This is a genomic window from Robiginitalea marina (assembly GCF_024006985.1).
Classification (GTDB): Bacteria; Bacteroidota; Bacteroidia; order Flavobacteriales; family Flavobacteriaceae; genus Robiginitalea; species Robiginitalea marina.
The window spans coordinates 45,397-61,478 of the sequence record NZ_JAMXIB010000009.1; the positions used below are offsets into that span (position 1 = coordinate 45,397).

A 16,082-nucleotide genomic window follows, 5' to 3' on the forward strand; every position below is an offset into this window, starting at 1 on the left:
ATGGCCCTGTTGCTCCACCCCGCGTATTTCCCAAACTGCCTGAGCATGGCTGCCCTGGTGCAGAACACGGTGGTATGGGAGGTGTGCGACAACTTCCAGAAACAGACCTTCCGCAACCGGTGTTACATCGCCACTGACCAGGGGCCGCTCCTATTGAACCTCCCCATAAGCCATGTGGGCGGGGCTACCGGGAGGCAGTCCTACCGCGACGTACGGATTGCTTCAGCCGGTGCATGGCAGCGGCATCACTGGCGAAGCCTGGAAACCGCCTACCGCACCGCCCCGTTTTTTGAGTTTTATGAAGAGGACCTGAGGCCGCTTTTTGAACGTCCATTCCGCTTCCTGATGGACCTGAACCTGGAAACCATTACCTGCCTTTGTGCCCTGTTGGGCATTGCCTTTCCCGATACCAAAAGCGCGACCTACCTTTTGGATCCTTCCCCCCTTACGGATGGCAGGATACTGGTTTCGGCCAAGGCAGCCTTTCCCGTGGAATTCCCGCCCTACCCCCAGGTATTTATGGAACGATGCGGCTTTTTGCCCAACCTCAGCACCCTGGACCTCCTATTCAATGAGGGGCCGGCTGCCGCGGACTATCTGAAGGCCCTGAAAATGCCCTGGAATGGGTAGGGAACTGCTGCATTACGGCCTGCATTTCCTGCTGCCCATAGGGATTGGGCTGCTGTCGGCACCCGGGAACCGGGTAAAGGTTACGATGCTGTTGCTGGCCGGCCTGCTGATCGACGCAGACCACCTGCTGTCCGACCCGGTTTTCGATCCAAACCGGTGCAGTATTGGCTTCCACCCGCTGCACAGTTACGTGGCCATTGCCCTGTATTTTGGCATGCTGGCCTTTCGAAGGACCCGTTTACTCGGGCTGGGGCTGCTGATCCACATCCTGGCCGATGCCGTCGATTGCTGGATGCTCGCCAGCGGGCGTTAACCAGGCCGAAACCGGCAAATGGTCAGAGAGCCTATTGGGGTAGTTGCGGTGTCCCAGCACCTCAAACCGCTCGTCTGCCAAAATAAAATCGATCCTGAATGGGTACCTGCCGCTCAGGTAAAAAGTAATACCCCATCCGCTTCCCCTTTCCCTGAAACTATCGGTCATCCCCTTTTTCAGGATCCGGTAGGTACGCGAATAGGCCGTGGCGTTCAAATCCCCGCAAAGGATAGATGGATAAGGGGAACTGCGAAGGTGCTCCTTCACCAGGCGCGCCTGCTGGAGATGCATCTTCGCGATGTCATTCAACCGCCTGATGAAATCGAGCCCGTAATTCCTCAGCAAAAACCTCCTGTCTTCTATGTTGTAAGACTGCAGGTGGATGTTATACACCCGCACCGTGTCGGGGCCTATCAGGATGTCGGCATACAGGGCATTGTTCCCCGTATCCGGGAAGCGCACCTCTCCCCTGCCTGTGATCGGGAATTTGGAAAAAATCGCCTGGGTCGTTTTCCCGCTGGAATAGGGCGTAAGGTATTGATAGGGATACCGGCTGAACTCCTTTTTCTTGCGCAGGGAAAATTCCTGCAGGCAAACAATCTGCGGATTTTCTGCTTCGATGAATCGGGCTATCCGGTTTTCGGGATCCTCATCGCCCACATAGCGCCCGTCGCTGAAGTGCCGGACATTGAAACTCATCAGGTGTAACCCCGACTCCCGCCCAAGGGGTTTGTGGGGCCTGAACTCCCGGATGGTGCCGAAACTGAGGAATGCCACGGCCAGGGTAACCAGGGATACAAGGGCTGCCCTGCGACTGCGAAGGACAAGGCCCGCAAAGAGGACCACAAGGTTCCCCCCTACCAGCCAGGGGACCAGGATGCCAAGGGCGTCGAGGATCGGGAAGGCCCCGGCCAGGAAAAAATATGACAGGCAAGCCAGCCACAGGGGCAGGGCAGCCAGGAGGCCGAACCAGAAAACCGATGTCCGCAATAAGGGAAAAAGCTTCACAGGCCTATTCTTCTTTCCCGGCCTTGAACAGGAAATCCTTTTCCGCCCGGGTGAGGCTGTCGTAGCCCGATTTGCTGATTTTGTCCAGGATGGTATCGATTTTCCGCTGGCGTGCTTCCTTCTCCAGGTCCGCTGTGCGGGAACCCCCCTCCTGCCCTTTGCGGTAGACGGTTTTCATAGGGGCCTTTTTCCGTTTTTCAAATAGGGCCGCCACCTGGTCCAGCAAGCGGGAAAACCCGGCGCCCAGGTCTTTCCCCTCCAGGGACTTGCGGGCGTATAGATAGCCTAGCAGGGCCCCGCCCAGGTGGGCTATCCGGCCGCCGGAATTGGCGTTGGTCGGGATCAGGACCAGGTCGAGCAGGACGAAAAAAGCCCCGATATACCATAGCTTCAGGTTGAAGAAAATCACCCGCACCTCCTGGTTCGGCATGTAGGTACAAACAAAGATAAGCACCGCCATTACCCCCGCCGAAGCCCCTATCAGGGGCGATTGACTGTTGTAAAAGGCGGGGAACAGGTTATAGGAAAGCAGGAAAAACGCCCCCCCCAGCATCACGCCCAAAAAGTATACATTTAGCCACCGCCGGGGGCCGAACAAGTTGAGGAAGATCCGCGACATGTAATACAGCAGCAGCATGTTGAAGAAAATATGCCCGAACCCCCCGTGCAGGAAGGAATAGGTGACCAGCGACCAGGGCTGCAGCAGGAAATCGAAGAAGTCCTTCGGGAGTTCCAGCCACCGCTCCAGCGACCAGGCCGGCAGCCCGAGCAGGAACGTCAGCAACCGGAATACAAGGAATACCGCCACGTTGATGACGATCAGCTTTTCGGCCACGTTGAGCCTTGCAAAATGGTATTTAAGGTTTCCGTTGCTCATCTAAAGGTCCCAGCGATTGCGATCGAACTGGTTTTTCTTCCAGTACCACATCATGATAAACCCGAACAGGGCCCCGCCCACGTGGGCGAAATGGGCAATCCCGGAGCCGAACAGGGAATATCCGGTCACCCCGGAGAAAAGGTCCAGCCCGATAAGCACGGGGATAAAATATTTGGCCTTGATCGGGACGGGCAAAAATATCAAAAATAATTCGCTGTTCGGGTACATCATCCCAAAGGCCACCAGAATCCCGTAAATGGCGCCGGAAGCCCCTACCGCAGGGGTGTAAAAAGACTGCAGGAAATTATCGACAACCCCCCGCGGTGCTACCTGCATCCACGATTCATTGTATTTCCCCTGGTCGAGCAGTCCGAATATTTCCGATTCAGTAACCCCGGCCGCCTGCAGGGCATCGATCCCCTGCTGCACGGTGTAATAGTTCACCCCGGTATGGATCAGGGCAGCCCCAAGGCCGGCGGAAAAATAGAAAAAAAGGAATTTCCGCGTCCCCCACATCCGCTCCAGGGGCGAGCCGAAGGCCCACAGGGCGTACATATTGAAAAACAGGTGCATGAACCCCCCGTGCATGAACATATGCGACAGGATCTGCCAAATCGAAAAATTGGGGTTCTGGGGGTACCATAGGGAAAACCACTCATAAAACAGGTCCCCATACAGGATGGTCCCCACAAAGAACAGTATATTGATGATCAGCAGGTGCCTGATCCCATCGGTCAATCGTCCCATCTAGTGCAATTTTTTTTCAAGTTCCTCCACGGTAAGGGAGGTGTGGATTATTTTGTCAAACGGGCTCCGCCTGGTTTCCGTACAGGCGAAGAGGTCGTGGATCAGGGCCTGCCGGGAAGGGGCATCCAGCACCTTCCCCGGGGGGATGGCCAGGGCGCGGGAGAGCATTTTTGCCATCCGGTCGGCGGTTGAAAACCCGATTTCCCCTTCCTGCCGCTGCCATCCGGCAATCAGGCCGTCCACCACGGATTCAGCCTCTGATTCCGGGATCATGGCGGGCAGGCCCACCACTTCAAGAGATTTTCCTTCCTGCTTTCCAAAGCGGAACCCCATGGCGGCCATGGGCTCCCGGAGGCCTTCCAGCACCTGCATTTCCCCGGGCCCGAATTCCAACCGGAGCGGGAAAAGGAGGGCCTGGGAAACCGGCTGTCCGGAAGAGAGGCTTTTAAGGAACTGCTCATAGAGTACCCTTTGGTGGGCACGGTGCTGGTCGATCAGGAGCAGGCCCGATTTTACCGGGGTGAGGATGTATTTCCGGTCGATCTGGAAGGAGGCGATCCCGCCCAAATCCTGGAGGGCTTCCCCCGGGAAAAGGGTCCCGTCGCGGGCGTCGGATTCCACGGTCCACTCCAGCCCTTCCCGGGCGGCAGGCCCGCCTTCCTGCAATCCTTCATAAAGGACTTCCCACCCCCTGGCCACCGGTTTGCCCACCGGGCCCGTCCGGCCTGAAGGGCTACCGGGCTCCGCAAAAGGGTTGAAATCCCGATCCACGGTTACCCCGGGGGTTACTGCATCGCGTTCCCTGAAGGAATACGGAGTCTGCAGGTTCGGGTCTGAGTCGAAATCGAGTACAGGCCTTATGCTGAATTGTCCCAGGCTATGCTTAATGGCCGAGCGCAGGATGGCGTACACGGTTTTTTCATCCTCGAACTTGATTTCCGTTTTGGTGGGGTGGATGTTGATGTCGATGGATTCCGGGGGGACCTCCAGGAAAAGGAAATATCCGGGGACAGTCTCCGGCCGGAGCAGCCCTTCGAACGCGTTCAGTACCGCATGGTGCAGGTAGGAACTCTTCACAAAGCGGGAGTTCACGAAAAAGAATTGTTCCCCCCGGCTTTTGCGGGCAAATTCAGGTTTGCAGACAAAGCCGGAAACCCTGACTACCTGGGTGTCCTCCTCCACAGGTACCAGGCGGTCCTGCATGCGGTTGCCGAACAGGTGGCCAATTCGCTTGCGCAGGTTCGATGCCGGAAGCTGGTACAACTCGGCCTCATCGTGATGCAGGCTGAAGCCCACCTCCGGATGGGCCAGGGCAATCCGCTGGAATTCATCCAGCACATGGCGGAATTCAACCCGTGGGGATTTAAGGAAATTCCTTCGGGCCGGGATGTTGAAAAACAGGTTCTTTACGCTGATGGAAGTCCCTTTAGGGGCCACTGTCTCTTCCACGGAAAGTTCCTTTCCGCCGGAAACCTTCAGGTGTGTCCCCAGGTCAGCTTCCCCGGGACGGGTCTGGAGTTCCAGCCGGGCAATGGCGGCGATGGAGGCCAGGGCCTCCCCCCGGAACCCCTTGGTGTGGATCCGAAACAAGTCCTCGGCCTCCCGTATCTTGGAAGTGGCATGGCGCTGAATGCTTAGCCGTGCATCGGCCGGGCTCATGCCCGCCCCGTTGTCCACAACCTGCACCAGGGCCTTTCCCCCGTCCCTGACCACGAGCTGGATCTGGTCCGCCCCGGCGTCTATGGCATTTTCCATCAACTCCTTTACCACGGAGGCAGGGCGTTGCACCACCTCTCCGGCCGCGATCTGGTTGGCTACATGTTCCGGTAAGAGTTGGATGCGATCTGCCATTACCCGGGGAAGAATATAGAAAGGTCAAAATCCAGGATATACAGCACAATCAAAAGGAGGATCACCAAGATAATCCAGAACCTAAGGGTCACGTGGCGGTCCCCTTCCTGCTTCAGGTCAGACACGGCATTCCTGAAACGGTTTTTCAACCCTCCCGGGGCGTCTGCGGTGGAGCGGTACCGGTCCAGTTTATGCTCGATTTTAAAGGGGCTCCCTTCCCCCCCGTCATCGAAAAACCTCGGTTTGTATTCGTATTTTTTATTTTTTCGGAGTTTGGAGAATCGTCCCATAACACATCTTTCAAAAGTACTTAAAATCAAAAAGAGTGCCACGGAAGGCTTCCCAAAATTTGTTAACAGCAGGGGAACCGGGCAAAGCCCGGAGGCGGAGAGGATTCTCCCTCAGAGGGCGGCCATTTTAAGGGCGGCCACGGCAGCTTCGGCCCCCTTGTTGCCATGCCGGCCCCCGGAGCGGTCCCGGGCCTGTTGGAGGGTATTATCGGTAAGGACACAAAAGATTACAGGCACTTCCCCCCGGAGGTTTAGCTCCTGGATCCCCTGGGCGGTCGCCTGGCAGACAAAATCAAAATGAGGGGTTTCCCCCCGGATCACACTGCCTATAGCGATCACGGCATCGGGTTGTTCCCTGTGGATCATTTTCTTGCAACCAAAGGGGAGCTCAAAACTCCCGGGCACGTCCCACCTCAAAAGGTTCCCGTCGGATACCCCACATTCCAGGAGGGTACTTCTGGCCCCCTGATAGAGCGCTTCGGTAATTTCGGGATTCCATTGGGAAACCACCAGGCCTATTCGCATCTGCCGGGCATCGGGAAGTTCATCCTTGTCGTAGTCAGACAGGTTTTTGCCGGCTGTGGCCATCAGTTCCCCTTTTGGGCCATGGCGATGTACGCCTCCACCCCTGTGGCCTGGGCCGACTGGGGAAATTCGTCGCCAATGCGCTGGAAGTATTTCAGGGCCTTGTCCTTTTGCCCCAGTTCCAGGGCGGCGATCCCTGCCTTATGCAGGTACAGGGGGGTGGTAAAATTGTTCTGGTCTTCCTTAAAGGCCTTTTCGTAATAGCCCAAAGCGTCTTTGGGCTGGCCGAGCTGCATGAACGCATCCCCAATGTTCCCCTGGCCGATCGGCCCGAGCAGGGCGTCATCGGAGTTAAAGCCTTCCAGAAAGGATATGGCGTCCTGGTACTGGTTAAGTTTCATGTAGGAAACCCCGGCCGCATACCGGGCCAGGTTAGCTGCCCGGGTACCGGAATACTCCTCGACGATATCCAGAAGGCCGTATTTACCCTCAGCCCCTTCCAGGGCCAGGGTATAAAGTGAATCGGCCTGGGCAGGGTTCTGCTGGGCCTGGGTGAAATACTGGAGGGGGTAGAACAGCTCGTTGCTGGCACTGTCTTCCCTTGGGTTCTGGATAAATTGCTGGTACCCCAGATATGCGAGCACCCCAACGGCGATCACCCCGATAACCCCGAGGATGTAGGTTTGGTTTCTGGATACCCACTGCTCCGTTTTGGAAGCACTGGAATCAAGGGTATTGAAAACCTCCGCGGTGGTACTTTCCCTCATGTCGAGCTCCTGCTCTTCTTCCCTGGTTTTCGGTTTATACCCACGCTTTTTGTATGTCGCCATTTTTCGTAATATTGGTCGCGCAAAAATAACGGTTTTATCCAAAACCAGAAGGCAAATTATTCGTTATTTTTCAATAATTTGCAGCCTCCTGCCACCGGGTTTTCCACCGATTTCATGATGTACCTGAAGCGTTTATCCTTACTGAATTACAAGAATTTCGAGGCCAGGGAATTGCAGTTTGATGCCAAGATCAATTGCCTTGTAGGCCCCAACGGGGTTGGAAAAACCAATGTGCTGGATGCCATTTACCACCTGGCCTTCGGAAAGAGTTATTTCAACCCGGTCACCACACAAAACATTCGCCATGGGGAGGAGTATTTCGTGATAGAAGGGTCCTTTGAGAAAGAAAACAGGCAGGAGACCATCGTCTGCAGTTTCAAAAAAGGAACCAAAAAGGTGGTCAAGCGAAATGGAAAAATTTATGACCGCATCTCGGAACACATCGGTCAGGTACCCCTGGTGATTGTTTCCCCTGCGGACCGGGACCTTATCGTAGAAGGAAGCGACACCCGCCGCAAGTTCCTCGATGGGGTCATTTCCCAGGCCGACAAGGCATACCTGCAGGACGTGCTGGACTATCAACAGCTCATTTCCCAGCGCAACGCCCTGCTCAAGTATTTCGCGGCAAACCATACCTTCGACAGGGCAAGCCTCGAGGTCTATGACCTGCAGCTCGGGCCGCTCGGGCAACGCATCCATGCACGGAGGAAGGCCTTTATGGAAGCTTTTTCCCCTATCTTCAGCGCGCAGTACCGCGCCATATCCGGGGGGGATGAACCCGTAAGCCTCCGGTATGAAAGCCAGCTCCATGAAGCACCCCTGGAAGACCTCCTGAAAAGCGGCCTGGACAAAGACCGGATGTTGCAGTACACCACCCAGGGGGTCCACAAAGATGACCTGGGCATGGAAATCGAGGGCCACCCCATTAAAAAATTTGGCAGTCAGGGACAGCAGAAGTCGTTCCTGATCGCCTTGAAATTTGCCCAGTTCCAGTTTATGAAAGCACGGCTCGAAGGGACCCCCCTACTTTTGCTGGACGACGTTTTCGACAAGCTGGACGAACACCGGGTGGCGCACATTGTCAGCCTGGTAAACCAGGAGCTTTTCGGGCAAATCTTTATCAGCGACACCCATGCCGAACGCACGGAAAATATTGTCAGGGAAATCCACCAGACCTATGCCTTTATCGCACTCTAAAGCAATTTGGGTACTGGCCTTCCTTTTTATGGGGCTTTCATGCCAGACCCGCCCGGCTCCGGAAGACCTGCAACGGCTCAACGGCTACTGGGAAATCCGGGAAGTGGTTTTTCCAGACGGCGGCAGCAGGGAATACCAGGCCAGCAGCGCGGTGGAATATTTTCAATGGGAGGCCGGGAAAGGATTCCGGAAAAAAGTACAGCCTACCGTCATGGGGACCTACCTGACCTCGGATGATGCCCTGCCCATGGCCGTATCCTGGAGGGATGGCCGCCTTTTCCTGGTGTTCTCAGGAGAGGGCCAGCCCTGGGAGGAAGAAGTGCTGGAGCTCGACGGGGAAACCCTGGTTACCCTGCACCAAAATGGTCTCCGCTATGAATACGTTCGATACAAACCCTTGATTATAACTCCGTAAGGTGGCCAAAAAAGAGAACCAACAATCCCTGGGCGATGCCCTGAAGTCGTTCCTGAAAGGCAACCGCCTCGAAGAAGGGCTCGACCAGGTGCGTGTGGCCGAGGCCTGGGCCAGGGCCATGGGGCCCGGGGTGGCGGGGTATACCCGGGACGTGCGGCTACGGGGTACCACCCTCTACGTTGCCCTGAACTCTTCCGTCCTCCGGGAAGAGCTTAGCCTGGGGACCTCCAGGATCATCGACCTGCTGAATGCCGAGCTTGGGAAGGAGCTGGTAAAAACCCTCCGCCTGCAATAAAAAAGCCCCGGCCCAAAGGCCGGGGCATATGGTATTTAAAGTGCCGGTGCCGTTAGGAATAGACTTCCCTGCCGGAGAAATGGAACGCCCCCTCGATCAGGGCATTTTCATCGCTGTCGGATCCATGGACGGCATTCTCGCCAATGTCTTTGGCGTAGAGCCTGCGGATGGTCCCCTCGGCCGCTTCCGCCGGGTTGGTAGCCCCAATCAGTGCGCGGAAATCTTCAACGGCATTCTCTTTTTCCAGGATGGCTGCCACAATCGGGCCCCGCGTCATGAAGTCGACCAGTTCCCCAAAAAACGGACGCTCTTTGTGGATCGCATAAAATTCCCCCGCATCCCTGCGGCTGAGCTGGGTATACTTCATCGCAACGATCCGGAACCCCGCCGCAGTGATTTTCTCCAAAATGGGTCCGATATGCCCATTTTCCACGGCATCAGGCTTGATCATGGTAAAGGTTCTGTTTCCTGCCATTTTTTAAAAATTTTCGGCAAAAGTACGCTTTCTGACCCCAACCCGCAAGATTAATATTGCTGAGCCAGCTCGCCGAGGATTTCCCCCCCGTCCCCCACAATCCGGAAAATGGCCCGGTTCGCGTTGAAATCGAGGACCAGGTAACCGAAACTCTCCGTGGAGACGACATCCCCGACGCGGAAGGGGTTCGGCTCGCCCCGGAACCCCGTGTAGGCATGGGTGAGGCCGCTGGAGGTAAAGTCGACCAGGGGGTAGGCAAGCGGAGGGGTAGCGGTACGGGAAAACTCCGAAATATGCCGGTCCCCGGAAAGGACGAAAACCCCACGGGCCCCGGAATCGGCGATGAGTTGGAGGAGCCGGCGCGTTTCATGCGGGAAATTTCCCCAGGTCTCAAAGCCATGCTGGCCGGAAAGGACCTGAATACTGCTCACCAGGATGTTGAAATCCGCACCGGATTTCCGCAGCTCGCGTTCCAGCCAGGCCCACTGGGCTTCCCCCAGCACGGTCCCCTCCCCTTCCGGGTTGGGTATAAAGCGTTTGTTGCCGCCCGGGTCGCGGGTAAGGGGGGAGCGGAAATACCGGGTATCCAAAACCATCACCTTAACGCTGCCCCCGGGAAGGGAATAGGTATGGGAGGTGTACACCCCTTCCTGCCGGCGGCGCGGGCTGTTTTCGGGAACCCCCATAAAGGTCAGGAATTCCTGCTGGCTCCTTGCCTTTGCCTCGAATTCGGACCCTGCGTCATTCAACCCGTAATCATGGTCATCCCAGGTACCGATTATTGGGGTGCTTTGCTCCAGGGCCAGGTATCCGGGGATTTGTTTCTGAGCCTTGTAGAAGGCCCTGAGGGAATCCCGATCGCCCGTATCGGCATAGATATTGTCGCCTCCCCAGATCCAAAGGTCCGGTTTCAGGCTGAGGATGTCGTCCCACAGGAAGTTTTCCCGGTCCGTATCGTTACAGGAACCAAGGGCAATCCGGAAGGTCCCATCCTGCGCCCCCGATACCCCGGGGGGAAGCGGTTTACTGGTTTTACAGCCGGCCAGCAACAGGAGGGAGCACCAAAGGTATACCTGTTTTTTCATGGGAAAAAGGCTTGTGTTCAGGACCTAAATGTAGGATTTTTGAACCAGGGGTTCGTTAAAAAAAGGATATCTTTGACCGCATGAATCCGACAGCTATCCATTCGCTCAAGGAATTGCTCCGCCTTCCCAAAAGGGTGCTCCTGGTCCCCCACAAGAATCCCGACGGGGATGCCATGGGCGCCTGCCTTGGACTCTGCCACCTGCTCAGGGCCCAGAACCATGCCGTTACCGTGATTTCACCCAACGAGTTCCCGGATTTTTTGAAATGGATGCCCGGGGCAGATGCCGTGGTGGTTTATGAAAAGCAGGAAGCAATGGCCAAAGGTCTCATCGGGTCTGCCGAGGTGGTTTTCACCCTCGATTTCAATACCCTTGAACGCATTGGGCCCATGGCAGAACCCCTGAGGGCTGCGGCACCTCCTTTCGTGATGATCGACCACCACCAGAGCCCCGATGGGTATGCGCAGGTCACCCTGTCGGACCCCGATATGAGTTCCACCTGTGAGATGGTCTACCATGTGATCCGGGCGCTGGGGCTGGGGGACTCGATTACCCCTTCTGTAGCCTCCTGCCTCTATACCGGTATCCTGACCGATACGGGATCGTTCAAGTACGCTGCCGCCACCCCTGTAACGCTGAGGGTCGCCGCGGAACTCATGGAACGGGGGGCGCCCCATACGGATATCCACCGAAACATCTATGATACAAACCGGCCGGAAAGACTGCAACTGCTGGGCTGTGCGCTGCAAAACCTGGTAATCCTCAAGGAATTCCGGACGGCCTATATCACCCTCTCGCAGGACGAACTGGACCGGCACCGTTTCCACAAAGGGGACACCGAAGGGTTCGTCAATTACGGCCTTTCCCTGAAAGATGTGGTGCTGGCGGCCATTTTTATCGAAAACCGCGATGAGGGGATTATCAAAATCTCCTTCCGCTCCCAGGGCGACTTTTCAGTAAACAACATGGCCCGGGCCCACTTCGAAGGGGGCGGGCACATCAATGCGGCCGGCGGGAGGAGTTCCGAAAGCCTGGGGGATACCGTGGAGCGCTTTGTGGGCATCCTTCCGCAATACCAAAAAGCCCTAATGGAATGAAAAAGTTTTTCATACTCGCCTGCCTTTCGCTCCTGGCAGCGTCCTGTACGCAACAGCAACCCCGCCGTCCGGTGGAGGTGAAGAGCGGTAGTTTCCTGAAGCAGTCTGCAGCGCGCAACAAACAATTGCTCGCCCGCGAGGAAACCCTCATGCAGGAATTGATCGCCAGGGACAGCCTGCACCGGTACCTCGACAGCTCCAGCGGCTTTCGGTTTTATTACAATTCGCGCCAGGCCGAAGGGGTTTACCTGCCCGGGACGGACGATTGGGTCACCCTCACCTACGACCTGAGGACGTGGAATGAGGATACCCTGTATACGCGGGAGGAAACCGGGGTTATCCGCTACAAGGTCGATAAAATGGAATTGTTCCCGGGCCTTCGGGCCAGCGTTAAAATGCTGGGAGAAGGGGAAACCGCAACGTTTTTATACCCCTCTTCCCTGGCTTTCGGGTACCATGGCGACAATGACCGGATCGGCCCCAACGTACCCCTGAAATGTACCCTTACTGTCCTTGAAATAGAAAAACAAACCGATGAAAATCACGATGAAAACTAATTTTCCCATGAAAAACATCCCTGTGGCCCTGGGCCTGTTGCTGGCCCTGGCCACCGCCTCCTGCAAGTCGAACCAGTACGCCGAACTCGGGGAAGGGATATACGCAGAAATGCAGACCTCCAAGGGCGCTATGATCATCCGCCTGGAACAGGAAAAAACCCCGCTCACAGTAGCCAATTTCGTGAGCCTTGCCGAAGGGAACAACCCATTTGTGAGCGAGGCCTACAGGGGGAAACCCTATTACGACGGGCTCATCTTCCACCGGGTCATCCCTGATTTCATGATCCAGGGCGGGGACCCGACGGGCACCGGGAGCGGAAACCCCGGATACCGGTTCAAGGATGAAACCGACCCCTCCCTGACCCATTCCAAAAAAGGCATCCTGTCTATGGCCAATTCGGGGCCCGGGACCAACGGAAGCCAGTTTTTCATCACCCATAAGGAAACCCCCTGGCTCAACGGACGGCATACCGTTTTCGGAGAGGTCGTTTCCGGCCTGGAAGTGATCGATTCCATCGCTGCCGTGCCCACGGATGCCACAGACCGCCCGGTCGATTCCGTCCTGATGGACAAGGTGAAGATCGTGCGGCAGGGCAAGGCGGCAAAAGGGTTTGACGCCGTCCAAATCCTCTCGGAATACTTCGCCGAGGAAGAAGCCCTGCAGGCGAAAATCAGGGCTTTCGGGGAACAATTGCAGGCACAGAAGGAGACCGCTACCGCCCTGCCCTCGGGCCTGAGGTATATCGTCCTGAAAGAGGGGGATGGACCCGCCCCGGTGGAAGGCCAGAGGATCTCGGTAGGCTACGCCGGCTGGCTCGAAGACGGCACCCTCTTCGATACGAGCAACGATTCCATCGCCCGGGAATTCGGCAGGTACGAGCAGCTTTTTGCCATGCACCGGGGTGACTTCAGCCCCTTCACCATTCCCTTCAGCCCCAATATGGGCCTGGTGGCCGGGTTTAGGGAAGCGTTGTTGCAGATGAAGGCAGGTGACAAATGGCGGATTTTCATCCCGTCGCACCTGGGCTATGGCAGCCAGGGCAGCGGGCCCATCCCCCCCAATACCGACCTGGTATTCGACCTGGAAATGGTCAGCCTAGTGGAATAGGGTATCGCCCCTACAGACAGGCGAAGGAAGCGGTTATTCCCGTTCCCGCTTAAATGGTTTAAAGCCCGGCGCTCGCCGGGCTTTTTTTGATCCTCCCGTCAGGGGGTATGCTCCAGTACGTCGAGCAGCAACTTCCAGAATTTCTGCGAAGAACTCACCGAGGCCCGCTCATCGGGGGAATGTGCCCCCAGGATGGTTGGGCCGAAACTGACCATATCCATTTCAGGGTAATGGTGCTTCAAGATCCCGCATTCCAGCCCGCCGTGGCTGGCCCCCACCACAGGGGGCTGGCCGAAGAGGGCCTCATACCGCCGGCTGAGCAGCGACAGGATTTCCGAGGAAGGGTCGGGCAGCCAGCCCGGGTATTCCCCGCTGGTTTCAGTCCTGTATTCGGCCAGGGAAAACACGGCGCGGAGTTTTCGAACCAGGTTGGCCTTCGAGGATTCCCGGGCAGAGCGGGTCAGGCACCCGATCCGGATTTCCCCGTTCTGGACGGATACCTGGGCCACATTGTTGGAAGTCTCCACCAGGCCAGGGAACTCCTGGTTCATGGCGTAAACCCCATGGTGGAGGCCACACAGGCAGGAGAGCAAAGTTTTAACGGCTTCCGGGCCCATGCCCGGCCCCGGGGCCGGGATGTCTTCCAGGAGCAGCTGCAGGCCGGGCTCCCTCGGGCCAAACTCCTCCAGGATCGCAGCCATTTCCCCCTCCACGGCCTCCCGGAAGTCGGCCTTTCCGGCTTTGGGGACTGCCAGCACCGCCTCGCTTTCCCGCGGGATGGCGTTGCGCAGGTTGCCCCCGTGGAGCTCTGAAAGGCTGAAGCGGCCCTGCTCCCAGGCTGCCATCAGGATCCGGGCGATCAGTACATTGGCGTTCGCAAGGCCTTTGTGGATATCCATCCCGCTATGCCCCCCGAGCAGGCCCTTTACCCGGAGCCGGAACCCGGTATGGCCTTCCCCGGTGGGCACCGGGGTGTATTTCCCCGTCCCCGTGACGTCTATGCCCCCTGCGCAGCCGATTTCCAGGGTGTCGTCCTGTTCTGTGTCGAGGTTCAGCAGGATTTCCCCTTTCAGCAGGTCAGGGCTAAGTCCTTTGGCCCCGGTCATCCCGGTTTCCTCATCTATGGTGAACAGGGCTTCCAGGGGAGGGTGCGGAATGGCATTTGAAGCGAGCACCCCCATAATGGCGGCCACTCCCAGTCCGTTGTCGGCACCCAGGGTAGTACCCTTTGCCCGCACCCAGTCCCCGTCGGTGTACATGCGGATGCCCCCGGCCTCAAAATCGAAGTCCGTATCGTTGTTTTTCTGGTGGACCATATCGAGGTGCGCCTGCAGGACCAGGGTTTTCCGATCCTCCATCCCGGGGCTGGCCGGTTTGCGGACCAGCACATTCCCAACGGCGTCGCGGGAGGCTTCGAGTCCGAGGGAAGCCGCGAAGTCCATCATGAAGTCGATGACCTTTCCTTCCTTTTTTGAAGGCCTGGGAATGGCGTTAAGGGCGGCAAAATGCTTCCAGAGGGACCTGGGTTCCAATCGGGCAATGGCATCGGACATGGAGGTGTGGTTTTAGAAGTTCAAAAATAACCATTCCCGGGCAGCATGAAGGGGAATTGGCTATTTTTACCCCCATGGCGCATCCCTTGAAAAATGGCCTTGCCCTTTCCCTCCCCCTGCAGGTAGTGCTGATTGCCTGGGTATCAGGGCACCCGCAATGGGTGGAGTCGGCCTACAGCCAGGGGCTTTACCCCCATATCTCCACCTTTTTCCGATACCTGTACGGATGGGTCCCCTTCTCAGTCGGCGACCTTTGTTATTTCCTGCTCGGGATCGCCGGGTTGGCATGGGTCATCCGAAAGTGGCACTGGATCAGGAACCACCCGTGGTCCTTTTTCAGGGATGTCGCCGCCGGGGTTGCCGTACTCTACTTTTCCTTTTACCTGTTGTGGGGGCTGAACTATTTCAGGATGCCGCTCTCCCATGTCCTTGGGCTCAGGGAGTCCTATACCACCAGCGAACTGGTAAGCCTCACCGCACGGCTGGGCCGGGAGACCAACCTGCTCCAAAGCCGTCTGTGTGGGGACACCCTGCAGCCTGTAAGGTTGCCCTACAGCAAGCGGGAAATCCTTGAAAAAACCCTGGAAGCCTACGGGGGCCTGGCTGAAGCCTATCCCCCCTTCCGGTACACCCCCCCCAGCCTGAAACCCTCGCTATTCAGCACCCTTCTTTCCTATATGGGGTACGGGGGTTACCTGAACCCCTTTACCGGGGAAGCCCAGGTTAACCGCCGCCTGCCCCTCTTCCGGTATCCTGTGGTCTGTGGCCATGAAGTGGGACACCAGCTCGGATATTCCGCAGAGAACGAAACCAATTTCATCGGGTACCTGGTCACCCTCCACAGCCCGGACCCTTATTTCCGGTATTCCGCCCTGACCTTTGGGCTGAGTCATTGCCTTTCCGAAGTCAACCGCAGAGACCCGGAAGCCTATAAAAAGCTGTTGGGGGAAATCCATCCCGGGGTACGGGGGAATTTCAGGGAATTGCAGGAATTCTGGAAAGCCTTTGAAAACCCCATGGAACCGGTTTTCAAAGCCATTTTTAACCAGTACCTGGAAGCCAATCGCCAGAAAGACGGGATCCGGAGCTATAACCGGGTGGTTTCCCTGATGGTCGCGTACCACAGGGAAAATCCGGGAATGTGACCTTCTGACGGGAGGGAAATCCGTTTTTTTAGATTCTTAATTATATGTTAAAGTAAAAGGGGGGGCCGGGTAAGCCGGGGCATT

General features: G+C 57.0%; 19 protein-coding genes. 9 read left to right on the forward strand and 10 right to left on the reverse strand.

Translation table 11 applies throughout. The annotated features are described in order from the left end of the window. Both NG653_RS11300 and NG653_RS11305 read left to right on the forward strand, forming a co-directional pair. Positions 1-630, forward strand: a complete 630-nt coding sequence (locus tag NG653_RS11300) for a WbqC family protein (protein WP_252741818.1) — start codon at positions 1-3, stop codon at positions 628-630. After that, positions 623-943 (forward strand): DUF6122 family protein, encoded by a 321-nt coding sequence (locus NG653_RS11305; protein ID WP_252741819.1) that lies wholly within the window; start codon positions 623-625, stop codon positions 941-943. The genes NG653_RS11300 and NG653_RS11305 overlap by 8 nt, the downstream gene beginning before the upstream one ends. Here NG653_RS11305 and NG653_RS11310 read toward each other — a convergent pair. The 7 genes from NG653_RS11310 to NG653_RS11340 form a co-directional block, all read right to left on the reverse strand. After that, complete coding sequence (locus NG653_RS11310) at positions 869-1,951, reverse strand: endonuclease/exonuclease/phosphatase family protein (RefSeq protein ID WP_252741820.1); 1,083 nt, start codon at positions 1,949-1,951, stop codon at positions 869-871. The two genes, NG653_RS11305 and NG653_RS11310, sit on opposite strands and share 75 nt — an antisense overlap. A 4-nt stretch (positions 1,952-1,955) precedes the next feature. Next, positions 1,956-2,828, reverse strand: a complete 873-nt coding sequence (locus NG653_RS11315; RefSeq protein WP_252741821.1) for a rhomboid family intramembrane serine protease — start codon at positions 2,826-2,828, stop codon at positions 1,956-1,958. Beyond that, a complete protein-coding gene (locus tag NG653_RS11320) occupies positions 2,829-3,575 on the reverse strand; it encodes a rhomboid family intramembrane serine protease (protein ID WP_252741822.1) in 747 nt (248 codons plus the stop codon). Further along, on the reverse strand, positions 3,576-5,426 hold the full coding sequence (gene mutL / locus NG653_RS11325) for a DNA mismatch repair endonuclease MutL (RefSeq protein WP_252741823.1): 1,851 nt from the start codon (positions 5,424-5,426) through the stop codon (positions 3,576-3,578). Beyond that, positions 5,426-5,716: a riboflavin synthase subunit beta gene (locus NG653_RS11330; RefSeq protein ID WP_252741824.1), complete on the reverse strand. Its 291-nt coding sequence runs from the start codon at positions 5,714-5,716 to the stop codon at positions 5,426-5,428. Before NG653_RS11330 ends, mutL begins: the two co-directional genes overlap by 1 nt. Before the next feature lie 111 nt (positions 5,717-5,827). Beyond that, positions 5,828-6,304, reverse strand: coding sequence for a 6,7-dimethyl-8-ribityllumazine synthase (gene ribH, locus NG653_RS11335; RefSeq protein ID WP_252741825.1), 477 nt, complete (start codon positions 6,302-6,304; stop codon positions 5,828-5,830). After that, complete coding sequence (locus NG653_RS11340; RefSeq protein WP_252741826.1) at positions 6,304-7,071, reverse strand: tetratricopeptide repeat protein; 768 nt, start codon at positions 7,069-7,071, stop codon at positions 6,304-6,306. The genes ribH and NG653_RS11340 overlap by 1 nt, the downstream gene beginning before the upstream one ends. Positions 7,072-7,188: 117 nt before the next feature. On the opposite strand from NG653_RS11340, the gene recF reads away from it, so the two are divergent. From recF to NG653_RS11355, 3 genes are read left to right on the forward strand one after another with little or no spacing between them, the layout of a single operon-like run. Beyond that, positions 7,189-8,268: a DNA replication/repair protein RecF gene (gene recF, locus NG653_RS11345; protein ID WP_252741888.1), complete on the forward strand. Its 1,080-nt coding sequence runs from the start codon at positions 7,189-7,191 to the stop codon at positions 8,266-8,268. After that, positions 8,249-8,683, forward strand: coding sequence for a hypothetical protein (locus NG653_RS11350; protein WP_252741827.1), 435 nt, complete (start codon positions 8,249-8,251; stop codon positions 8,681-8,683). Before recF ends, NG653_RS11350 begins: the two co-directional genes overlap by 20 nt. A 1-nt stretch (position 8,684) precedes the next feature. Beyond that, entirely contained in the window at positions 8,685-8,978 is a 294-nt protein-coding gene (locus tag NG653_RS11355; protein WP_252741828.1) for a DciA family protein, read from the forward strand. A gap of 52 nt (positions 8,979-9,030) precedes the next feature. Here NG653_RS11355 and NG653_RS11360 read toward each other — a convergent pair whose 3' ends face one another. Then, entirely contained in the window at positions 9,031-9,453 is a 423-nt protein-coding gene (locus tag NG653_RS11360) for a nucleoside-diphosphate kinase (protein WP_252741829.1), read from the reverse strand. A gap of 50 nt (positions 9,454-9,503) precedes the next feature. Beyond that, positions 9,504-10,538, reverse strand: a complete 1,035-nt coding sequence (locus NG653_RS11365; protein WP_252741830.1) for an alkaline phosphatase D family protein — start codon at positions 10,536-10,538, stop codon at positions 9,504-9,506. A gap of 80 nt (positions 10,539-10,618) precedes the next feature. Between NG653_RS11365 and NG653_RS11370 the strand changes: the two genes are divergently transcribed. The 3 genes from NG653_RS11370 to NG653_RS11380 are packed head-to-tail and all read left to right on the forward strand — an operon-like array spanning position 10,619 to position 13,300. Beyond that, entirely contained in the window at positions 10,619-11,635 is a 1,017-nt protein-coding gene (locus NG653_RS11370) for a DHH family phosphoesterase (protein ID WP_252741831.1), read from the forward strand. Beyond that, positions 11,632-12,192 (forward strand): gliding motility-associated peptidyl-prolyl isomerase GldI, encoded by a 561-nt coding sequence (gene gldI / locus NG653_RS11375; RefSeq protein WP_252741832.1) that lies wholly within the window; start codon positions 11,632-11,634, stop codon positions 12,190-12,192. Before NG653_RS11370 ends, gldI begins: the two co-directional genes overlap by 4 nt. 7 nt (positions 12,193-12,199) lie before the next feature. Then, entirely contained in the window at positions 12,200-13,300 is a 1,101-nt protein-coding gene (locus NG653_RS11380; RefSeq protein ID WP_252741833.1) for a peptidylprolyl isomerase, read from the forward strand. Between the two features lie 98 nt (positions 13,301-13,398). Here NG653_RS11380 and NG653_RS11385 read toward each other — a convergent pair whose 3' ends face one another. Continuing rightward, positions 13,399-14,853 carry an aminoacyl-histidine dipeptidase gene (locus NG653_RS11385; protein WP_252741834.1) on the reverse strand — a complete coding sequence of 485 codons (1,455 nt, stop codon included), beginning with the start codon at positions 14,851-14,853 and terminating at the stop codon, positions 13,399-13,401. 74 nt (positions 14,854-14,927) lie between these two features. On the opposite strand from NG653_RS11385, the gene NG653_RS11390 reads away from it, so the two are divergent. Next, on the forward strand, positions 14,928-15,998 hold the full coding sequence (locus NG653_RS11390) for a DUF3810 domain-containing protein (protein ID WP_252741835.1): 1,071 nt from the start codon (positions 14,928-14,930) through the stop codon (positions 15,996-15,998). Positions 15,999-16,082 lie beyond the last annotated feature (84 nt).